Below are 16,519 nucleotides of genomic sequence, written 5' to 3'. Positions count from 1 at the left end.
GCTCAAGGTGACCGTCGGGACGCGAGGGCGCAGGCCGCCGCCATCGCCGCTGCCGCGAGGGCGGCTGCCGCGGCCAGTGGGAGCAGCGGGACGGGGACCCTGCCCGACTGCGAACCGGCTACCAGGCCGCTGACCGCCGCCTGCGCCGGTGAGCCCGTCGTCACCGCCGACAGCAGCGCCGTGAGCAGCATCGCCGGGACCGCCCGGCCGGGTGCGCGCAGCACCGGCCAGTTGGTGATCGCGCCGACGGCCGTGCCGAGCAGGGCGCAGGCCTGTGCGGCGAGGAGTCCGGCCGCTGCGGCCGGGAGCAGTGCGATCCGGGTCCGGTTGTCCGTGCTCACGGGGGCGCTGATCAGCGTCACCACGAGGGTCGCGGCGGTACCGAGCGCCGCCGCCGCGATCAGGGCCACCAGCAGCCGGGCCAGATGGGCCCGCCCCGGCCCGGAGGCCGCGGCCACGCACGCGCGTGCCGCGGGCGGTTCGACGGTGACGCAGATCCGTACCAGCCAGGCGGCGACGGGCAGCAGGGCCGCGGCCGTGTAACCGAGCGAGTCGAGGACCGGCTGCCCGCTCTGCACACCGATGCCGAGGAACGCCGCGTACAGGATGACCGGCGGCAGCCAGCGCTGCGAGCGCAGGAGAAGGGCGGCCTGGTAGCGCAGGAGGGCGGTCATCGGCGGCTGTCCTTGTCGGGGCGGCTGTCCAGGGGGTGCACGCTGACCACGTGCCACGGCGGGCGGGCCGTCAGCACGGTCCGCAGCACGACGTCCGAATGGGAGGCGGGGACGGTGAGGCGGTAGGTGCCCGGCGCGGCCTCCTCGGCCGAGACGAGGGCGCCCAGAGCGTCCACGGGCGGCCGCCCGCCCTGCGGGCCCTGCACCTCGACCACGACCTGCGGGCCGCCGGCCGGTGCGTCGGTCTCGCACGTACGGCGTTCGAGGGCGCCGTCGCGCACCCTGTACGTGATGTCGGGCGCCCCCGCCAGGCGGCTCGGGTCGTGGTCGACGAAGACCACGGCGCCGCCCGCGGCGGTGCGCTCGGCGACGGCCCGCTCCAGCTCGGTGCGGGCGGCGGCGTCCAGGCCGGTCCAGGCCTCGTCGAGGACGAGCAGCTCGGGCTCGGCGAGCAGCGCCTGCGCGACGGCGACCTTCTGGCTGCTGCCCTTCGACAGCTGGGCCATGGGGGTGCGGGCGTAGGCGCCCGCACCGAAGCGGTCCAGCCATTCGCCCGCGGCGCGGGTGGCGGTGCGGCGGGAGAGGCCGTGGATCGTGCCGAGGTGGGTGAGATAGCCGTGCGGGGTGAAGGGGAGGGCCGACGGGAAGCGTTCGGGGACGTAGGCCGTGCGGGGGCGGCCGGTGATGCGGCCCTCGGTGGGGGCGTCCAGGCCGGCCAGCAGGCGCAGCAGGGTGGACTTGCCGGTGCCGTTCGGTCCTTCGACGCGGGTCAGTGTGCCCGGCGCCACGGCGAGGTGGACGCCGCGTAAGATCCAGGGGCCGCGGATGCCGTAGCGGCGGCCGACGTTGTCGAGCCGAAGATCACGTCGCATGCGGGCATCTTCGCAAAGTGGCACGGTCCGGCGCCCCTCTAAAGTTGGCCGGTGTGAGCCAAGATGTGACGTCCACCAGCGACAGCCCGTTCCGGTCCGAGCCCAACGAGCGCGATCAGGCGCCGCAGTTCGTGCTGCCTCTCGTCGTGCACATGGAGAAGGCGGCGCCGCCCGCCCGTACCGACGCGCTGGAGACCGCCGCCCGCGCCGTACTGGTGATGCTCAGCGACGAGCGGTCCCTCGGGGACGGCGAGTGGGCCCAGGTCATGCGGGACTGGCAGGACGCCCGGATCCGGAAAGTGGTGCGGCGCGCGCGGGGCGCCGAGTGGCGGCGGGCCGAGGCACTGCCCGGCATCACGGTGAGCGGGAAGTCGGCGGAGGTGAGGGTGTTTCCGCCCGTACCGCTCGACGGATGGCCCAAGGACCTGGCCAGGCTGCAGGTCTCCGGCACCGATCTCGACGATCCGGAACCGCCGGCGGGAGCCGATCCCGCGGTGCCCGTGCTGTGGCTGAACCCCGACCTCGACATGTCCGCCGGCAAGGCGATGGCACAAGCGGGACACGGTGCCCAACTCGCCTGGTGGGAGCTGTCGAACGAGCAGCGGGCGGCTTGGCAGGACGCCGGCTTCCCGCTCGCCGTCCGCAGCGCCGACCCGGATCGCTGGGGTGAACTGACCACGAGCGGGCTTCCGTTGGTGCGGGACGCGGGCTTCACGGAGATCGCACCCGGCTCCTGCACGGTGGTGGCCGACCATCCGGCACTGCGCTGACCCGTGGACGTGCGGCGCCCCACTGCGACTTCGCCAGCCGTTCAGCTTTTTCCTTTCGCTCGAACAACGCGGGTTCCCGCGCGTACCCCCCGGCATGCGGATCAACGGCAGCCGGCCTCGGACACCAACCAGACGGTCCTCGACCACATCACGGTGCTGGATGTCAACACGAACCGGCCGGATCCGCAGGACTCCGAGGGTGTGCTGCGGTGAGCCGAGCCGGCCGGAGCGAACCTCAAATGTTGCTCTGAAGGTGCAGGCGACGGGATTCGTGTCCGAGCGGCGGGGCCATACCCCCGTCACGTTCTTCGAGGGACGGCTGGGAGGGGACGGACCATGGAGCGACTGGGAACGGGCATCGGGTGGCGGCCGGAGATCGCCGACGCTGTGGAGCGCATGCCGGGCATCGACTGGGTCGAGGCCGTGGCCGAGAACATCTGCCCCGGGCACCTCCCCGAGTCGCTGCGGCGGCTGCGCGCCCGTGGGGTGACCGTGATCCCGCACGGCGTCTCGCTCGGCCTCGGCGGCGCCGACCGGCCCGACGAGGACCGGCTCACCGCCCTCGCCGAGCGGGCCCAGGCGCTGGGCGCGCCGCTGGTCACCGAGCACATCGCGTTCGTACGGGCCGGCGGCCCTCTGACGGCGTCGCCGCTGCTGGAGGCCGGGCATCTGCTGCCCGTGCCGCGCACCCGGGGCGCCCTCGACGTGCTGTGCGAGAACGTCCGCATCGCCCAGGACGCGCTGCCGGTGCCGCTCGCCGTGGAGAACATCGCCGCGCTGGTCTCCTGGCCCGGTGAGGAGATGACCGAGGGGCAGTTCCTGTACGAGCTCGCCGACCGGACCGGCGTACGGCTCCTGATCGACGTTGCCAACCTGCACACCAACCACGTCAACGGCGGAGAGGACCCGGCCAAGGCGCTCGCGGAGCTTCCCCTGGAGGCCATCGCCTACGTCCATGTCGCGGGCGGCTTCGAACGCGACGGTGTCTGGCACGACAGCCACGCCCACCCGGTGCCGGAGCCGGTCCTCGACATCCTGACCGACCTCGCCGCTCGGGTCTCGCCGCCCGGGGTGCTGCTGGAGCGGGACGAGAACTTTCCCGAACCGGCCGTACTGGAGAGGGAGTTGGAGGCGATACGGGCAGCCGTGGAGAAGGGAGGGGCGATACGGGAGGAGACCGCGGCGGAGGCGGCAGCGACGGCGACGGTGGGCGCCGTCGCCCCTGCCCCTGCCACCGCCACCGCCACCGCCGCCGCCGCCCGGCAGCGGCTCGGGCTCGCTCAGGCCGCCCTGCTGTCCGCGCTCGTCGCCGGGACGCCCGTGCCGGAGGGGTTCGACCGGGTGCGGCTGGGGGTGCAGGCGCGGGCGCTCGCCGGGAAGCGGGCGGATGTGGTGGCGAAGGTCGCGCCCGAGCTGCCGGAGATCCTCGGGGACGCGTACCGGCCGGCCTTCCTCGCGTACGCCCACCGGCACCCGATGACCGGCGGCTACCGCCGGGACGCCCTGGACTTCGCCGGACAGCTGCTGCTCGACGGGCGGCTGGAGGAGGGCCGGGCCCGGCGGGAGCTGAGGGAGTGGTGGCTGGAACGCTCGGGGCCCGCGCCGCGGTCGCAGCGGCCGGCGGTTCGGATGGCCAGGGCGGCGCGGCGGGTGCTGCTGCGGCGCTGACCGTGCCGGAGGTAACAGGCCGCGAGACCGGGCGCAGCCGAACCCCGCAGTAATATGCGGTGCCGTAGGAGGCACCATGCGACCGCGACCACCCGTCACCGGCAGAGGCATATTCAGCGGCACCGGGGTCATCATCATCGGCCTGACGGCCACCCTGTTGGCACTGATCTTCCCGATCTGGTCGTACGCCGACCGGTCCGGGACCGGCGTCGACGTACTGAGCGCCGAGACCGTCTCGACGCAGTACGGGCCGTTGTCCGCCCTCGACCGCGACTTCATCACCAAGGTCCGGCTGGCCGGCCTGTGGGAGCTGCCCGCCGGACAGCAGGCCGAGCAGAAGGGCACCACCCAGGCCGTACGGACGGCGGGTCAGCATCTCGTCCTGGGGCACACCTTCCTCGACCAGCGGGTACGGGACGTGGCGGCCCAGCTCGGCCTGCAGCTGCCCAACGAGCCGAGCGACCAGCAGAAGCAGTGGCTGGCGACGCTGAACGCGGCGCAGGGCACCGACTACGACGGCAAGTTCGCCAACATCCTGCGGCTGGCGCACGGCAAGGTGTTCTCCCTCGTCGCCCAGGTCCGGGCGAGCACCCAGAACTCGCTGGTGCGCGCGCTCGCCGACGACGCGAACACGACCGTGCTGGACCACATCAAGGTCCTGGAGGCCACGGGGTACATCGACTGGGACGCGCTCGCCCAGGACATGGCCGCCGCGAGCACGCCGCCGCCCACCGGCTTCCCCGGCGCGACCGCGGATCCGGGCCAGGTCGTCCCGCTCACGCCGTCCGGCACCGGTGGCTACACGCTCCCGCCGCCCGCCTCCAGCCCGCCCCCGCAGTAGCGAAGGTCCACTTCCGGACAAACGGAACGTCACATACAGGCAACGCTCCGTCCGGATTGTGAACAGACCATGGCGTTCCTCTGAGCCTTTGGCATAGAAACGCGGCATGTTCTGGGTACTTCTCCTCATGCTGGCCTGGGCCGTCGCCGGCACGGCGTGTACGCGGCTGTGCCTGGCCGCCGTACGCGCGGCGGCCGTCGACGAGGACTCCCGGGATCACGATCTGACGCTGTACGAGGCCGCGTTCCTGTCCGGCGGGCCCAGGCGCGTCGCCGATCTGACCATGGTCTCCATGGCCCGGCAGCGGCGGCTGCTGCTCGCCCACACCGGGTGGGCGACGGTGGTCGATCCGCGCGGGCGCGACGACATCGAGCGGTCGGTCATAGGGGCCATCGGGCCCGAGGGGCAGAACCGCATAGAACCCGTGCGGGCCGCCGCGGCCTCCGCGGACGCGGTCGCGGGGCTCGGCGACCGGCTCGTCGACGCGGGCCTGGCCGTGCCCGCCGGTGCCCGGACCACCGTCGCGGCCGGAGTGCGCCAGGTGCAGCTCGCCACGGTGGCCGTGCTCGTGCTGGGCGCGATCGCACTGCTGGCGCCCGCCCGGCCGGACATGCCGCGCGGCCTGGTCGCCCTGTGGTTCGCCCTGCCGCTCGCACTGACACTCAGCTGTCTGGCCATCGCCCGGGTGGAGGCCCATCCGTACTCCCGCTGGGCCTCCCCGGCCGGGCAGCGGCTGCTGGGCACCCTGCCCCGGCGCGTCTCGTACGGCGACGACCGCACGTACCTCACCACCGTCGCCGTACGAGGTGTCCGCGCGATCGGTGAACCGGACCTGCGCGCGGCCTTCGCACACCGCGAACAGTCCTGGCGCGAACCGCACGCCAGGGGCGCATAGGGGGCATTGAGGCCGACACCGCCGGGGCGGTGCTTGCCTTCTGCATGCACCGAACGAAACATCCCTTTTGTCGCTGCCATGCTCCGAAGGGATACGTCATGAGAGCTGCCGCCCTCTACTCGGCCGCCGGATCCTTGCTCCTGACCGCCCTCGCGGCCGCCCCGGCCGGCAGCACACCCGTCGTCCCGGACGCGGCCGAGCTGCACGGCACGGCGGTGGCCGCCGCGCGCGCCCGGGCGGCCGGCATCGATTTCGGGAAGTGCGCCGCCGCGCAGGACATGCCGGGCACGATGGAGTGCGGCACGGTGTCCGTCCCGCTCGACTACGCGCATCCCCGCGGCAAGCAGATCAAGCTGACCGTCAGCCGGGTGACGGCCACCCACAAGGACCCCCAGAACAGCAAGCGCCGGGTGCCCCGGCAGGGCGCCCTGGTCTACAACCCCGGCGGGCCCGGCGGCGACGGCCTCTACTTCCCGCTCGTCGGGATGCTTCCGGAGTGGAAGCGCCTCGCGGCGGCCTACGACCTGGTCGGCTACTCCCCGCGCGGCGTCGGCAAGTCCTCGCCGCTGTCCTGCGAGGAGCCCAAGCTCTTCTTCAAGGCGCCCTCGCAGGCACCGACGTACCCCTCGGAGGCGTACAAGCAGGAACGCATCAAGCAGGCGAGGGCCTACGCGACGGGCTGCGCCAAGCGGTCCGGCAGCGGGCTCCAGTACTTCAACTCGCTCAACAACGCCCGTGACCTGGACGTGGTGCGGGCGGCGCTGGGCGAGAGGCAGCTGACGTTCATGGGGGCGTCGTACGGCACCTACTTCGGGGCGCTCTACGCGACGCTGTTCCCCTCGCATGTGCGGCGGATGGTGTTCGACTCGGCGGTGAACCCGGCTCCCGAGCAGGTCTGGTACCGCAACAACCTCGACCAGTCGGCCGCGTTCGAGAACCGGTGGTCGGACTTCCGGGAGTGGATCGCCAAGCACGACGACGTGTACGGCCTCGGCAACACGGCCGACGAGGTGCAGGCCGGCTACGAGAAGGCGAGCAGGCAGCTCGCGGCGAAGCCGGCGGGCGGCAGGGTGGGGCCGGCCGAACTACAGGCGGCGTTCCTGTCGGCCGGGTACTACGACGACTACTGGCCGACGCGGGCGAAGGCGCTGTCGGCGTATCTGAAGGGCGACGAGAAGCCGCTGGTCGAGCAGGCCGGTCCGGCCACCGAGACGGCCGCCGAGGCGGAGAACACCAACGCGGTGTACACGACCGTCGAGTGCAACGACGCGCCCTGGCCGACGGACTGGAAGGTCTGGGACGAGGACAACACGCGGCTCGCGCGCCAGGCGCCGTTCGAGACCTGGGACAACGCGTGGATGAACCTGCCGTGCGCCTACTGGCCGGCGCCCCGGCAGCAGCCCCTCGATGTCCGGACCGCGCCGGGTGAGCTGCCGCCGACGCTGATCCTGGCCGCCGAACGGGACGCGGCGACGCCCTACGACGGCGCCGTGGAGTTGCACCGGCGGCTGAGCGACTCGGTCCTGGTGACCGAGCGGGAGGCCGGCACGCACGGCATCGCGGGCGGCCCGAACCGGTGCGTCAACGGCTATCTGGACGCGTACCTGCTGGAGGGCCGGCTGCCGGTGCAGCAGGCGTCCTGCGCCCCGCACGCGGAGCCGAACCCGGCCACGACGGACGGCCGCTCCCACCCGGCCCCGCTGAAGGAGACCCTGAAGGGGAAGACCGCCCGGCGCTGACCAGGCGACAACCGGGCGCCGACTACGCCAGACCCGCGACGAGTTCCGCGATGTCCTTGCGGCGCCCGGTGTAGAACGGGACCTCCTCGCGGACGTGCCTCCGGGCCTCGGAGGCACGCAGGTGGCGCATGAGGTCGACGATGCGGTAGAGCTCGTCGGCCTCGAAGGCCAGGATCCACTCGTAGTCGCCGAGGGAGAACGAGGCGACCGTGTTGGCCCGCACGTCCGGGTAGCCGCGGGCCATCTTTCCGTGGTCGGCGAGCATGCGGCGGCGGTCCTCGTCGGGCAGCAGGTACCAGTCGTAGCTGCGCACGAAGGGGTAGACGCTGACGTAGTTGCGGGGCGTCTCGTCGGCGAGGAAGGCCGGGATGTGCGAGCGGTTGAACTCGGCGGGGCGGTGCAGCGCCATGTTCGACCAGACCGGCTCCAGGGCGCGGCCCAGCTTGGTGCGCCGGAAGAGGTTGTACGCCTCCTGCAGCTGGTCGCTGGTCTCCGCGTGCCACCAGATCATGAGGTCGGCGTCGGCGCGCAGGCCCGACACGTCGTACGTGCCGCGGATCGTCACGTCCTTGGCGGCGAGCTGGTCGAACAGCTCCTGGACCTCGTCGGCGTAGCCCGCGCGGTCCTCGGGCAGCACGTCCTTCAGCTTGAAGACGGACCACAGGGTGTAGCGGATGACCTCGTTGAGGTCCTTGGCCAGCTTGCCCTTGTTCGCGATCCGGTCCGGGGCAGTGGTGGGGGCGTCGTCACTCATGTGGCTATTCTCCCGCTCCGCCGTGCAGACTCTGCACCGGGTGGGCGGTCAGCTCCTCCACGCCCGCCCGTCGCCCACCACCGCCCTCAACCGAAGCGCTTCGCGCTGCACCTTTTGATTCCAGGTCGCCGCCGATCTGGTCGACGGCCGCGTACGCGCTCGCGATGCAGGCCGGGATGCCGACGCCGTCGTACTGCGCGCCGCAGACGGCGAGGCCCGGCAGCTTGGCGACGTGCTCGCGGATGCGGGCCACGCGCGCGTGGTGGCCGACGGGGTACTGGGGCAGGCCGTCGGTCCAGCGGGTGACCCGGGTTTCGAGGGGGGCGGCGTCCAGTCCGGTGGCCTCGCGCAGGTCGTGCCGGGAGACGTCCACCAGGCCGGCGTCCTCGCGCTGGAGGATCTCGGTCTCGCCGTACCGGCCGACGGAGGTGCGCAGCACTGCCGTGTCCGGGTTCTCGTCGGCGATCCAGCCCCACTTCTGGGAGGCGAACGTCGACGCCTTGATGGTGCGTCCGTCGACCGGCGGGACGAGGAAGCCGCTGCCCTGCGGGAGGGCGGTGTCGGTGCGGCGGTAGGCGAGGGTGACCAGGGCCATGGAGGCGTACTCGACGGCGGCGAGCTCGGTGGCGGCCTCCGGGGCCTCCGGGCGCAGGAGGCCGGCCGCCGCGGGGGCCGGGACGGCCACGACGACGGCGTCCGCGTGCAGCACACGGTCACCGGCGACGACCCGCCAGCCACCGGCTGTCTCGCGGCGCAGCCCGGTCACCGGCGTCCCGGTCAGGATCTCGCCGCCGCGCGCGCGGACCGAGTCCGCCACCGCGAGCGGGAGGCTGCCGACGCCGCCCTGGATGCCCATGAAGACGGGGCCGGTCTGCTGGGCGGCGGCCATCCTGGCCTGGAGCTCGCGGACGCCTTCGGTGAGCGAGTCGTGCGTCTTGGCGACCTGGTAGAGCTGCGGGACCGCGGAGCGCATCGAGATGCGGTAGGCGTCCCCCGCGTAGACGCCGCCGAGGAGGGGTTCCACCAGGCGGTCGACGACCTCGCGGCCGAGCCGGGCCGCCACGTACTCCCCGACCGCCGCGTCGTCGCCGACCTCCGTGCGCGGCAGGTCCGCGTCGCGTTCGATACGGGCCAGGCCCTGGTCGGACAGGACTCCGGTCAGCGCGGCGGCGGTTCCGGGGACGCCCATGACGTGGCCCTTGGGCATGGGCCGCAGGGCGCCGCGGGTCCAGATCGAGGCCGTCGCGGTGGCCGGCGGCTGCAGCCGGTCGTCGAGGCCCACCTCGCGGGCGAGGGCGACCGCTTCCGGTCTGCGCGCCAGCAGCGACTCGGCGCCGAAGTCCACGCGCGCGCCCGCGATCTCACCGGGCAGCAGCTTGCCGCCGACGCGGTCCGACGCCTCCAGCACGGTCACCCGCGCGCCGCGCTGCAACAACCGGTGGGCCGCGGCCAGTCCGGCGATCCCGGCTCCGATGACGACGACCTGCCCCATACCCGTACGACTCTCCACTTCGCGCATGTCCTCAAGCGTCTCAGACCCCTCTGACAGCCGGCCCGCGGCCCGGTGTCCTTCACGAGTCCTGACCGTGACCGCATCGGGACCGTCCAGGTCCAACGCCCCGGCCCGTCCGGGCGTCGAAGGACCGTCAGTCGTCACGACCCTCGGGGGTACACCCACATGTGCACAACACGTCCCGTACGACCTGTTCCGGCCCTGGCCGCGATCCTGCTCGCCGCCGCACTCGCGCTCACCGGATGCAGCGGGAGCGGCTCCGATTCCGGCGGCGGAAGCGCCGCCGGCAAGGCCGTCCGGAGCGACGGGAAGGCCGCCGCCCCGGGCGGCGAGAGGAACGCGAGCGGCGCCGGGGCCGAGCGGGCGCCCAGGCTCACCGCGAGCGACATCATCCGCACCGCCTCGTTGACCGTGCAGGTCAAGGACGTACCGAAGGCCCTCGACGAGGCCCGCACGACGACCGAGAACGCGGGCGGCTATGTCGGCGACGAGACCACCGGCCGGGACGGGAACGGCCATGAGCGCACCCGTGTCGTGCTGCGTGTGCCGGTCGACAAGTACGACGAGGTCCTCGCCGGCCTCCAGGGCGCGGGCAAGCTCCTCGACCGCACCGCCAAGGCCGAGGACGTCACCGACCAGGTCGTCGACGTGGACAGCCGCATCAAGTCGCAGCGGGCCAGCGTGGCGCGGGTCCGGGAGCTGATGGACCGCGCCACCAAGCTCAGCGACGTGGTGGAGCTGGAGGGCGAGCTGAGCACCTGGGAGGCCGACCTGGAGGCGCTGCTCGCGCAGCAGGCGTCTCTCAAGGACCGCACCAGTCTCGCGACGATCACCCTGTCCCTTTCGGAGTCACCGGTGACGGCGGCGGCGAAGGAGGACAGGCCCGGGTTCGTGGACGCGCTGGCAGGCGGCTGGGGCGCGTTCGTGACGATGCTGCGCTGGCTGGCGGTGGCGTTCGGCGCGGTACTGCCGTTCGCCGCGGTGGCGGCCCTGATCGCACTGGCCTGGCTGCGGCTCGTCCGGCCCCGGCTGCCGCACCGCGCGGTCCTGCGGGCCCCGGGCACACGGGCAGGCGGCGAGAACCAGGACTGACGGGCACGGGCCTGAAATGCCGCGCCCCCGTAGCGTGTTCGCATGGACATGAGCGCTGCGAGGGAACGACTGGTCGTGATCGGCGGCGACGCCACGGGAATGTCCGCGGCGTCGCAGGCACGCCGCCTGAAGGGCCCCGACGAGCTGGAGATCGTGGCGTTCGAGCGCGGCCACTTCACCTCCTTCTCGGCGTGCGGCATCCCGTACTGGGTGGGCGGCGACGTCGACGATCGGGACGATCTGATCGCCCGTACGCCCGAGGAGCACCGCGCGCGGGACATCGATCTGCGCCTGCGGACGGAGGTCACGGAGATCGACGTGGCGGGCGGCCGGGTACGCGCGCGTGACGTCGATTCCGGCGCCGAGTCGTGGACGTCGTACGACAAACTCGTGATCGCCACCGGTGCCGGCCCCATCCGCCCGGACATGCCGGGGTCCGACGCCGACGGGGTCCACGGGGTGCAGACACTGGACGACGGGCAGGCGCTCATCGACTCGCTCACGCGCACGCGTGGCCGTCACGCGGTGGTCGTCGGGGCGGGCTACATCGGCGTGGAGATGGCCGAGGCCCTCATCAAGCGCGGCTACGAGGTGACGGTCGTCAACCGCGGCAGCGAACCCATGTCCACGCTCGACCCCGACATGGGCCGCCTGGTGCGCGAGGCCATGGAGGGCATGGGCATCACCATGGTCGACGACGCCGAGGTGACCAAGGTGCACACCGGCGGGGACGGCCGGGTGCGGGCCGTGGCCACGCAGGACGCGGAGTACCCGGCGGACGTGGTCGTCCTGGGCATCGGCGTACGCCCGCAGACGGAACTGGCCAGGGCGGCCGGACTCCCCCTGGGCAGCCATGGCGGACTGCTCACGGACCTGGCCATGCGGGTACGCGGGCACGAGAACATCTGGGCCGGCGGGGACTGCGTCGAGGTCCTCGACCTGGTCTCGGGCCAGGAACGCCACATCGCCCTCGGCACCCACGCCAACAAGCACGGCCAGGTCATCGGCACCAATGTCGGCGGCGGCTACGCCACCTTCCCGGGCGTCGTCGGCACCGCGGTGTCCAAGGTCTGCGACCTGGAGATCGCCCGCACGGGCCTCCGGGAGAAGGACGCCCGCCGGGCCGGCCTCCAGTTCGAGGCGGTCACCATCGAGTCCACCAGCCGCGCCGGTTACTACCCGAACCCCTCCCCCATGACCGTCAAGATGCTCGCCGAGCGGCGGACGGGCCGCCTGCTCGGCGTGCAGATCGTCGGCAGGGAGGGCGCCGGCAAGCGAGTCGACATCGCAGCGGTCGCCCTCACGGCCGGAATGACGGTGGAACAGATGACAGCCCTGGACCTGGGTTACGCACCCCCGTTCAGCCCTGTATGGGACCCAGTGCTGGTCGCCGCTCGCAAGGCGACGGCAGCCGTGCGGAAGGGCTCCTCGTAACGGGCGTGCGGGAAGCGCCCCCAGGGGGGCGGGGCTGTGTCAGTCCGCGGCTCCGCCGCGTGGGCGCGACCAGCCACAACGGACCCGCAGCCGGCAATCAACCCGCACCCCTGCGGCGAACCTTTCACGCGCTCCCATTGATCCGCTCGATCGCCTGCCGCGCCTGCTCCGCCGGAGGCCTCGGCGGCAACGACGACACCGACGCCGTGGCCGTCACAGCCGCCGGCTGCTCCCCCGCCGGCTTCGCATGCGCAGCACTCCGTACGGACCGCAGCCGGTGACTCACCGCCTCGTCCAGCGTCACCGGCCGCTGCATCTGCGAAGCCAGCCGTCCGGCCTCCTGGCCGAGCCGGGCGACGTCCTCCCACGGCAACTTCACCACCAGGGAGATCTCCGCCTCCCCGTCGGGCGTGGCGTGCATCGGAGGAGTAACTCGGTCGTTCATCGCCTGTTCCTCACGTCGTCCCCGCGACCCGCCTTCCCCGTGCCGCGGGCGGTTGACGAGACATACGCACGCGCGCGTGGCCGCGTTCACCGATTCGGCCGGTCCACCGAGGGCACTAATTCCTTGTGGTCATACCCGTCCATGACGTGAACCCGGTGCGCCGCACCCCCTGGGTGACGTACGCGCTGATCGCCGCGAACGTGTACGTCTTCCTGTCCACGCCCGGCCTCGCCGGTTCCGTGGCGGGCGACAGCAGCCTGTCCCAGCTGTGCCACCTGCAGGCGTTCCTCGACCACTACGCAGCCGTACCACGGGAGTTGATCCACCATCAGATGCCCCGGCTGGTCCCCACGGGCGCCACGGGGGTGGGCACGCACGGAGCGGGCTGCGTGGTGGCCCCGCCGGGCTACCACAAGTCACCCGCCGTGTCCGTCCTCACCGCGATGTTCCTGCACGGCGGCTGGCTGCACCTGCTCGGCAACATGCTCTTCCTGCTGATCTTCGGCAACAACGTCGAGGACCGCATGGGGCACATCAGGTACGCCCTGTTCTACGTCGTCTGCGGCTACGCGGCGTCGTACGGCTTCGCGCTGCTCAACGCCGACTCGTCCGACCCGCTGATCGGCGCGTCGGGAGCCATCGCCGGCGTCCTGGGCGCCTATCTGGTGCTGTATCCGAAGGCCAGGGTCTGGGTCCTGGTGCCGTTCCTGGTCTTCCTGCCGCTGAGGCTGCCGGCCTGGCTGGTGCTGGGCTTCTGGTTCGTGCTGCAGGCCCTGTACTCGTCCGGGGAGGGCGTCTCCACCGCGGGGACGGTGGCGTACGCGGCGCACGTCGTCGGCTTCCTCGTCGGCATGCTGCTCGCCTGGCCGCTCAAGCGGGGCACGCCCCCGCCGCCGGAACCGCGCGGCCTGCTGTTCGGCAGGAGGGCGCGGCCCCGGCACACGTGGTGAGCCGTGGAAAAGAGATCTAGCGGGCCGTCTGCGTGTGGACGTACTCCACGAGCCGGGTCAGCGCGTCCGGGTCGGTGGACGGCATGACGCCGTGGCCGAGGTTGAAGATGTGGCCCTCCAGGCCCGCGGCCGAGTCGAGGACCTCGCGGGTCTTGGCCTCGACGGCTTCCCTGGAGGCGAACAGGACGGTCGAGTCGAGGTTGCCCTGGAGCGCCTTGCCGGGGCCGACCCGGCGGGCCGCCTCGTCGAGCGGGACGCGCCAGTCGACGCCCACGACATCCGCGCCCGCCTCGCCCATCAGCCGCAGCAGCTCGCCCGTGCCGACACCGAAGTGGATGCGCGGGACGCCGTACCCGGCGACGGCGTCGAGGACCTTCGCGGAGGCGGGGAGCACCGAGCGGCGGTAGTCGACGGGGGCGAGAGCGCCGGCCCACGAGTCGAACAGCTGGACCGCCGAGGCGCCCGCCTCGATCTGCACCTTCAGGAACGCGGACGTGATCTCCGCCAGGCGGTCGAGCAGGTCGGCCCAGAGCTCGGGGTCGCCGTACATCATCGCCTTGGCGTTCTCGTACGTGCGCGACGGGCCTCCCTCGACGAGGTAGCTCGCAAGGGTGAAAGGCGCTCCGGCGAAACCGATGAGGGGGGTCGAGCCGAGCTCGCGCGTCAGCAGGCCGATCGCCTCGGTGACGTACGAGACGTCCTCGGGGGTGAGGTCGCGCAGTTGCGCGAGGTCGGCGCGGGTGCGGATCGGGTGCGCGACGACCGGGCCGACGCCGGGCCTGATGTCGAGGTCGACGCCGATGGCCTTGAGCGGGACGACGATGTCGCTGAAGTAGATCGCCGCGTCCACGCCGTGCCGGCGCACCGGCTGGAGCGTGATCTCGGTGACCAGTTCGGGCCGCGTGCAGGACTCGAGCATCGGGATGCCCTCGCGCACCTTGCGGTACTCCGGCAGGGAGCGCCCGGCCTGCCGCATGAACCACACGGGCGTGTGCGGCACGGGTTCGCGCCTGCACGCCTTGAGGAAGGCCGATTCGTACGTGGCTGTCGGCTGCGTCTGGACCTGGCCCGCGGGGCTCTCGTTCGCACTCACGACCGCAAGTCTCGCACGGCCCCCGAGGCCCGACGGCCGGGGTTCACGGGGCACTATCCGGACATGCGGCCCCCCGCACGGGTGTCCCTCCCTGCGCGAAGCCCCCGTTCCCTTTAATCTTCCCCGCATGGCTGCGGCTCAGGGACGACTGTCGGACGGCGCTGACGGAATGGACGACACCAAGGAGGGTGATCGGAATGGCGGCGGTACGCCTCCGTTGCCCTTCCGGGCTGCCGTCGACGCGCTGAGGACCGCGCGGCTGCGGCCGCAGATCGAGATCGAGCCGGCGCCGGCGCCCAAGCGGCTCGCGCCCTTCGCCTACGCGTTGGAGGCCACGGTCGTCGACGGCGACCAGGACCTGGCCGACGGCCGCCTGGTGCTGCTGTACGACCCGGACGGGCACGACGCCTGGCGGGGCTCCTTCCGGCTGGTGACGCTGGTGCGCGCGGAACTGGAGCCGGAGATGGCCGCCGACCCGCTGCTGCCGGACGTGTGCTGGTCCTGGCTGACCGGCGCGCTGCAGGCGCGCAGCCTGTCGTACGGCGAAGCGAGCGGCACCGTCACCCGTGCGAGCTCCCACTACTTCGGCGGCCTGGCGGAGCGTCCGGCCGCCTCGCAGATCGAGATCCGTGCCTCCTGGACGCCTCGCGAGGGCCTGGGCGGGGTCCCGGACACGGCGTCGCACCTGGCCTCCTGGTGCGATCTGCTGGCCCAGGTCGCGGGCCTGCCTCCGGCCGGGCCGGGTGATGCGTCGATCGTGACCTTGCCACAGCGGCGGGATCCGCAGTCGCGCTGACCGGCGGACCATCCATCACTTTGTCGATACGGCCACTTTCGGTCACGAACAGAGCCGCGAACGAACCGAATCGTTCATCAGGCGATCGATCGCGTGTCCGAATTGCACTAATTGATACTCACTAAATCGTGATCTTTCCCTAAAGGACTTCGGGTTTGGTGCCGAAGACGACTGTGACCTTGAAAGCCGTCCCGCACCCCAGGAGGCCTGGTGTCCGTTCTCCTCGAGCAGCCCGCAAGCCTGGTCGCCTACCGCCCGAACAAGCCGACCGCCATGGTGGTCGTGGCCGATCCCCGCGTCCGCTCCACCGTCACCCGCCACCTGTGGGCGCTCGGTGTGCGCGACGTCATCGAGGCCTCGTCCATCGCGGAGGCTCGTCCCCGCATCGGCAACCCCCGCGACATCTGCGTCGCCGACGTCCACCTGCCCGACGGCTCCGGCCTCACCATCCTCTCGGAGACCCGCGCGGCGGGCTGGCCCAACGGCCTCGCCCTGTCGGCCGCCGACGACATCGGCGCCGTACGCAACGCCCTCGCGGGCGGCGTCAAGGGCTACGTCGTCACCGGCACCCGTACCAACGTCGGGCTCCCCACCCGGCCGGGCGCCGCCCCCATCGGATCCGCCGCCGCGCGTATGCACCGCCGCCCCCCGGGTGCCCCGAGTCACCCGGGTGGCTACCGCGAGCTCTCCGGCCGTGAGGTCGAGGTGCTGCGACTGGTCGCGGAGGGCCAGTCGAACAAGGCGATCGGCGTTTCGATGGGCCTGTCCGCGCTGACCGTCAAGAGCCACCTCGCCCGCATCGCCCGCAAGCTCGGCACGGGCGACCGCGCCGGAATGGTCGCGGTGGCACTGCGCACCGGCATCATCCACTGACCCGTACTCCCCTGCCCTTCACCTCTGCCTCCCCCTACCTGGCTCCACCTCTCCCCTGTCTCCCCTGTACATCCCTGCCATTCACGGACGTGAACAGGATCGGCCGTTGA

16 protein-coding genes are annotated in these 16,519 nt (G+C 72.4%); 10 read left to right on the top strand and 6 right to left on the bottom strand.

All coding sequences use genetic code 11. From position 1 onward, the window contains the following. Positions 1 to 2: 2 nt before the first annotated feature. Both LJ657_RS05035 and LJ657_RS05030 read right to left on the bottom strand, forming a co-directional pair. Entirely contained in the window at positions 3 to 674 is a 672-nt protein-coding gene (locus tag LJ657_RS05035; RefSeq protein ID WP_232646996.1) for an ABC transporter, read from the bottom strand. Then, positions 671 to 1,546, bottom strand: a complete 876-nt coding sequence (locus tag LJ657_RS05030) for an ABC transporter ATP-binding protein (protein WP_232646995.1) — start codon at positions 1,544 to 1,546, stop codon at positions 671 to 673. Before LJ657_RS05030 ends, LJ657_RS05035 begins: the two co-directional genes overlap by 4 nt. 53 nt (positions 1,547 to 1,599) lie before the next feature. Here LJ657_RS05030 and LJ657_RS05025 point away from each other — a divergent pair, with 53 nt between their 5' ends. From LJ657_RS05025 to LJ657_RS05005, 5 genes are all read left to right on the top strand, one after another. After that, entirely contained in the window at positions 1,600 to 2,316 is a 717-nt protein-coding gene (locus LJ657_RS05025) for a peptidyl-tRNA hydrolase (RefSeq protein ID WP_232646994.1), read from the top strand. Positions 2,317 to 2,652: 336 nt separating this feature from the next. Further along, entirely contained in the window at positions 2,653 to 3,984 is a 1,332-nt protein-coding gene (locus LJ657_RS05020) for an MbnB/TglH/ChrH family RiPP precursor modification enzyme (protein WP_232646993.1), read from the top strand. 76 nt (positions 3,985 to 4,060) lie between these two features. Continuing rightward, a complete protein-coding gene (locus LJ657_RS05015; protein ID WP_232646992.1) occupies positions 4,061 to 4,825 on the top strand; it encodes a DUF4142 domain-containing protein in 765 nt (254 codons plus the stop codon). Between the two features lie 106 nt (positions 4,826 to 4,931). After that, the gene (locus LJ657_RS05010) at positions 4,932 to 5,720 is read left to right on the top strand and encodes a TIGR04222 domain-containing membrane protein (RefSeq protein ID WP_232646991.1); all 789 of its coding nucleotides are present in this window, start codon (positions 4,932 to 4,934) and stop codon (positions 5,718 to 5,720) included. Between the two features lie 98 nt (positions 5,721 to 5,818). Continuing rightward, positions 5,819 to 7,459 carry an alpha/beta hydrolase gene (locus LJ657_RS05005; RefSeq protein WP_232646990.1) on the top strand — a complete coding sequence of 547 codons (1,641 nt, stop codon included), beginning with the start codon at positions 5,819 to 5,821 and terminating at the stop codon, positions 7,457 to 7,459. A gap of 22 nt (positions 7,460 to 7,481) precedes the next feature. Here LJ657_RS05005 and hemQ read toward each other — a convergent pair whose 3' ends face one another. Beyond that, positions 7,482 to 8,213 carry a hydrogen peroxide-dependent heme synthase gene (gene hemQ, locus LJ657_RS05000; RefSeq protein ID WP_232646989.1) on the bottom strand — a complete coding sequence of 244 codons (732 nt, stop codon included), beginning with the start codon at positions 8,211 to 8,213 and terminating at the stop codon, positions 7,482 to 7,484. 4 nt (positions 8,214 to 8,217) lie between these two features. Continuing rightward, positions 8,218 to 9,732, bottom strand: coding sequence for a protoporphyrinogen oxidase (hemG, locus tag LJ657_RS04995; protein WP_232646988.1), 1,515 nt, complete (start codon positions 9,730 to 9,732; stop codon positions 8,218 to 8,220). Between the two features lie 159 nt (positions 9,733 to 9,891). On the opposite strand from hemG, the gene LJ657_RS04990 reads away from it, so the two are divergent. Together LJ657_RS04990 and LJ657_RS04985 are read left to right on the top strand one after the other, a co-directional pair. After that, on the top strand, positions 9,892 to 10,818 hold the full coding sequence (locus LJ657_RS04990) for a DUF4349 domain-containing protein (protein ID WP_232646987.1): 927 nt from the start codon (positions 9,892 to 9,894) through the stop codon (positions 10,816 to 10,818). A gap of 42 nt (positions 10,819 to 10,860) precedes the next feature. Further along, positions 10,861 to 12,252: an FAD-dependent oxidoreductase gene (locus tag LJ657_RS04985; RefSeq protein WP_232646986.1), complete on the top strand. Its 1,392-nt coding sequence runs from the start codon at positions 10,861 to 10,863 to the stop codon at positions 12,250 to 12,252. A 124-nt stretch (positions 12,253 to 12,376) separates the two neighbouring features. Here the strand turns inward: LJ657_RS04985 and LJ657_RS04980 are convergent, their stop codons facing one another. Then, a complete protein-coding gene (locus LJ657_RS04980; RefSeq protein WP_232646985.1) occupies positions 12,377 to 12,697 on the bottom strand; it encodes a hypothetical protein in 321 nt (106 codons plus the stop codon). A gap of 125 nt (positions 12,698 to 12,822) precedes the next feature. On the opposite strand from LJ657_RS04980, the gene LJ657_RS04975 reads away from it, so the two are divergent. Next, entirely contained in the window at positions 12,823 to 13,647 is an 825-nt protein-coding gene (locus tag LJ657_RS04975) for a rhomboid family intramembrane serine protease (RefSeq protein ID WP_232646984.1), read from the top strand. 16 nt (positions 13,648 to 13,663) lie between these two features. Here the strand turns inward: LJ657_RS04975 and hemE are convergent, their stop codons facing one another. After that, positions 13,664 to 14,740 (bottom strand): uroporphyrinogen decarboxylase, encoded by a 1,077-nt coding sequence (hemE, locus tag LJ657_RS04970; protein WP_232646983.1) that lies wholly within the window; start codon positions 14,738 to 14,740, stop codon positions 13,664 to 13,666. 127 nt (positions 14,741 to 14,867) lie between these two features. Between hemE and LJ657_RS04965 the strand changes: the two genes are divergently transcribed. After that, positions 14,868 to 15,536, top strand: a complete 669-nt coding sequence (locus LJ657_RS04965) for a DUF3000 domain-containing protein (RefSeq protein WP_232646982.1) — start codon at positions 14,868 to 14,870, stop codon at positions 15,534 to 15,536. 210 nt (positions 15,537 to 15,746) lie between these two features. Continuing rightward, positions 15,747 to 16,409, top strand: a complete 663-nt coding sequence (locus tag LJ657_RS04960) for a response regulator transcription factor (RefSeq protein WP_030939825.1) — start codon at positions 15,747 to 15,749, stop codon at positions 16,407 to 16,409. The last annotated feature ends 110 nt before the right edge of the window (positions 16,410 to 16,519 follow it).

This window comes from Streptomyces guryensis, assembly GCF_021261325.1.
GTDB lineage: Bacteria > Actinomycetota > Actinomycetes > Streptomycetales > Streptomycetaceae > Streptomyces > Streptomyces guryensis.
The sequence above is the reverse complement of the archived record's forward strand: the minus strand, read 5'-3'. Positions and strand labels throughout refer to the sequence as shown.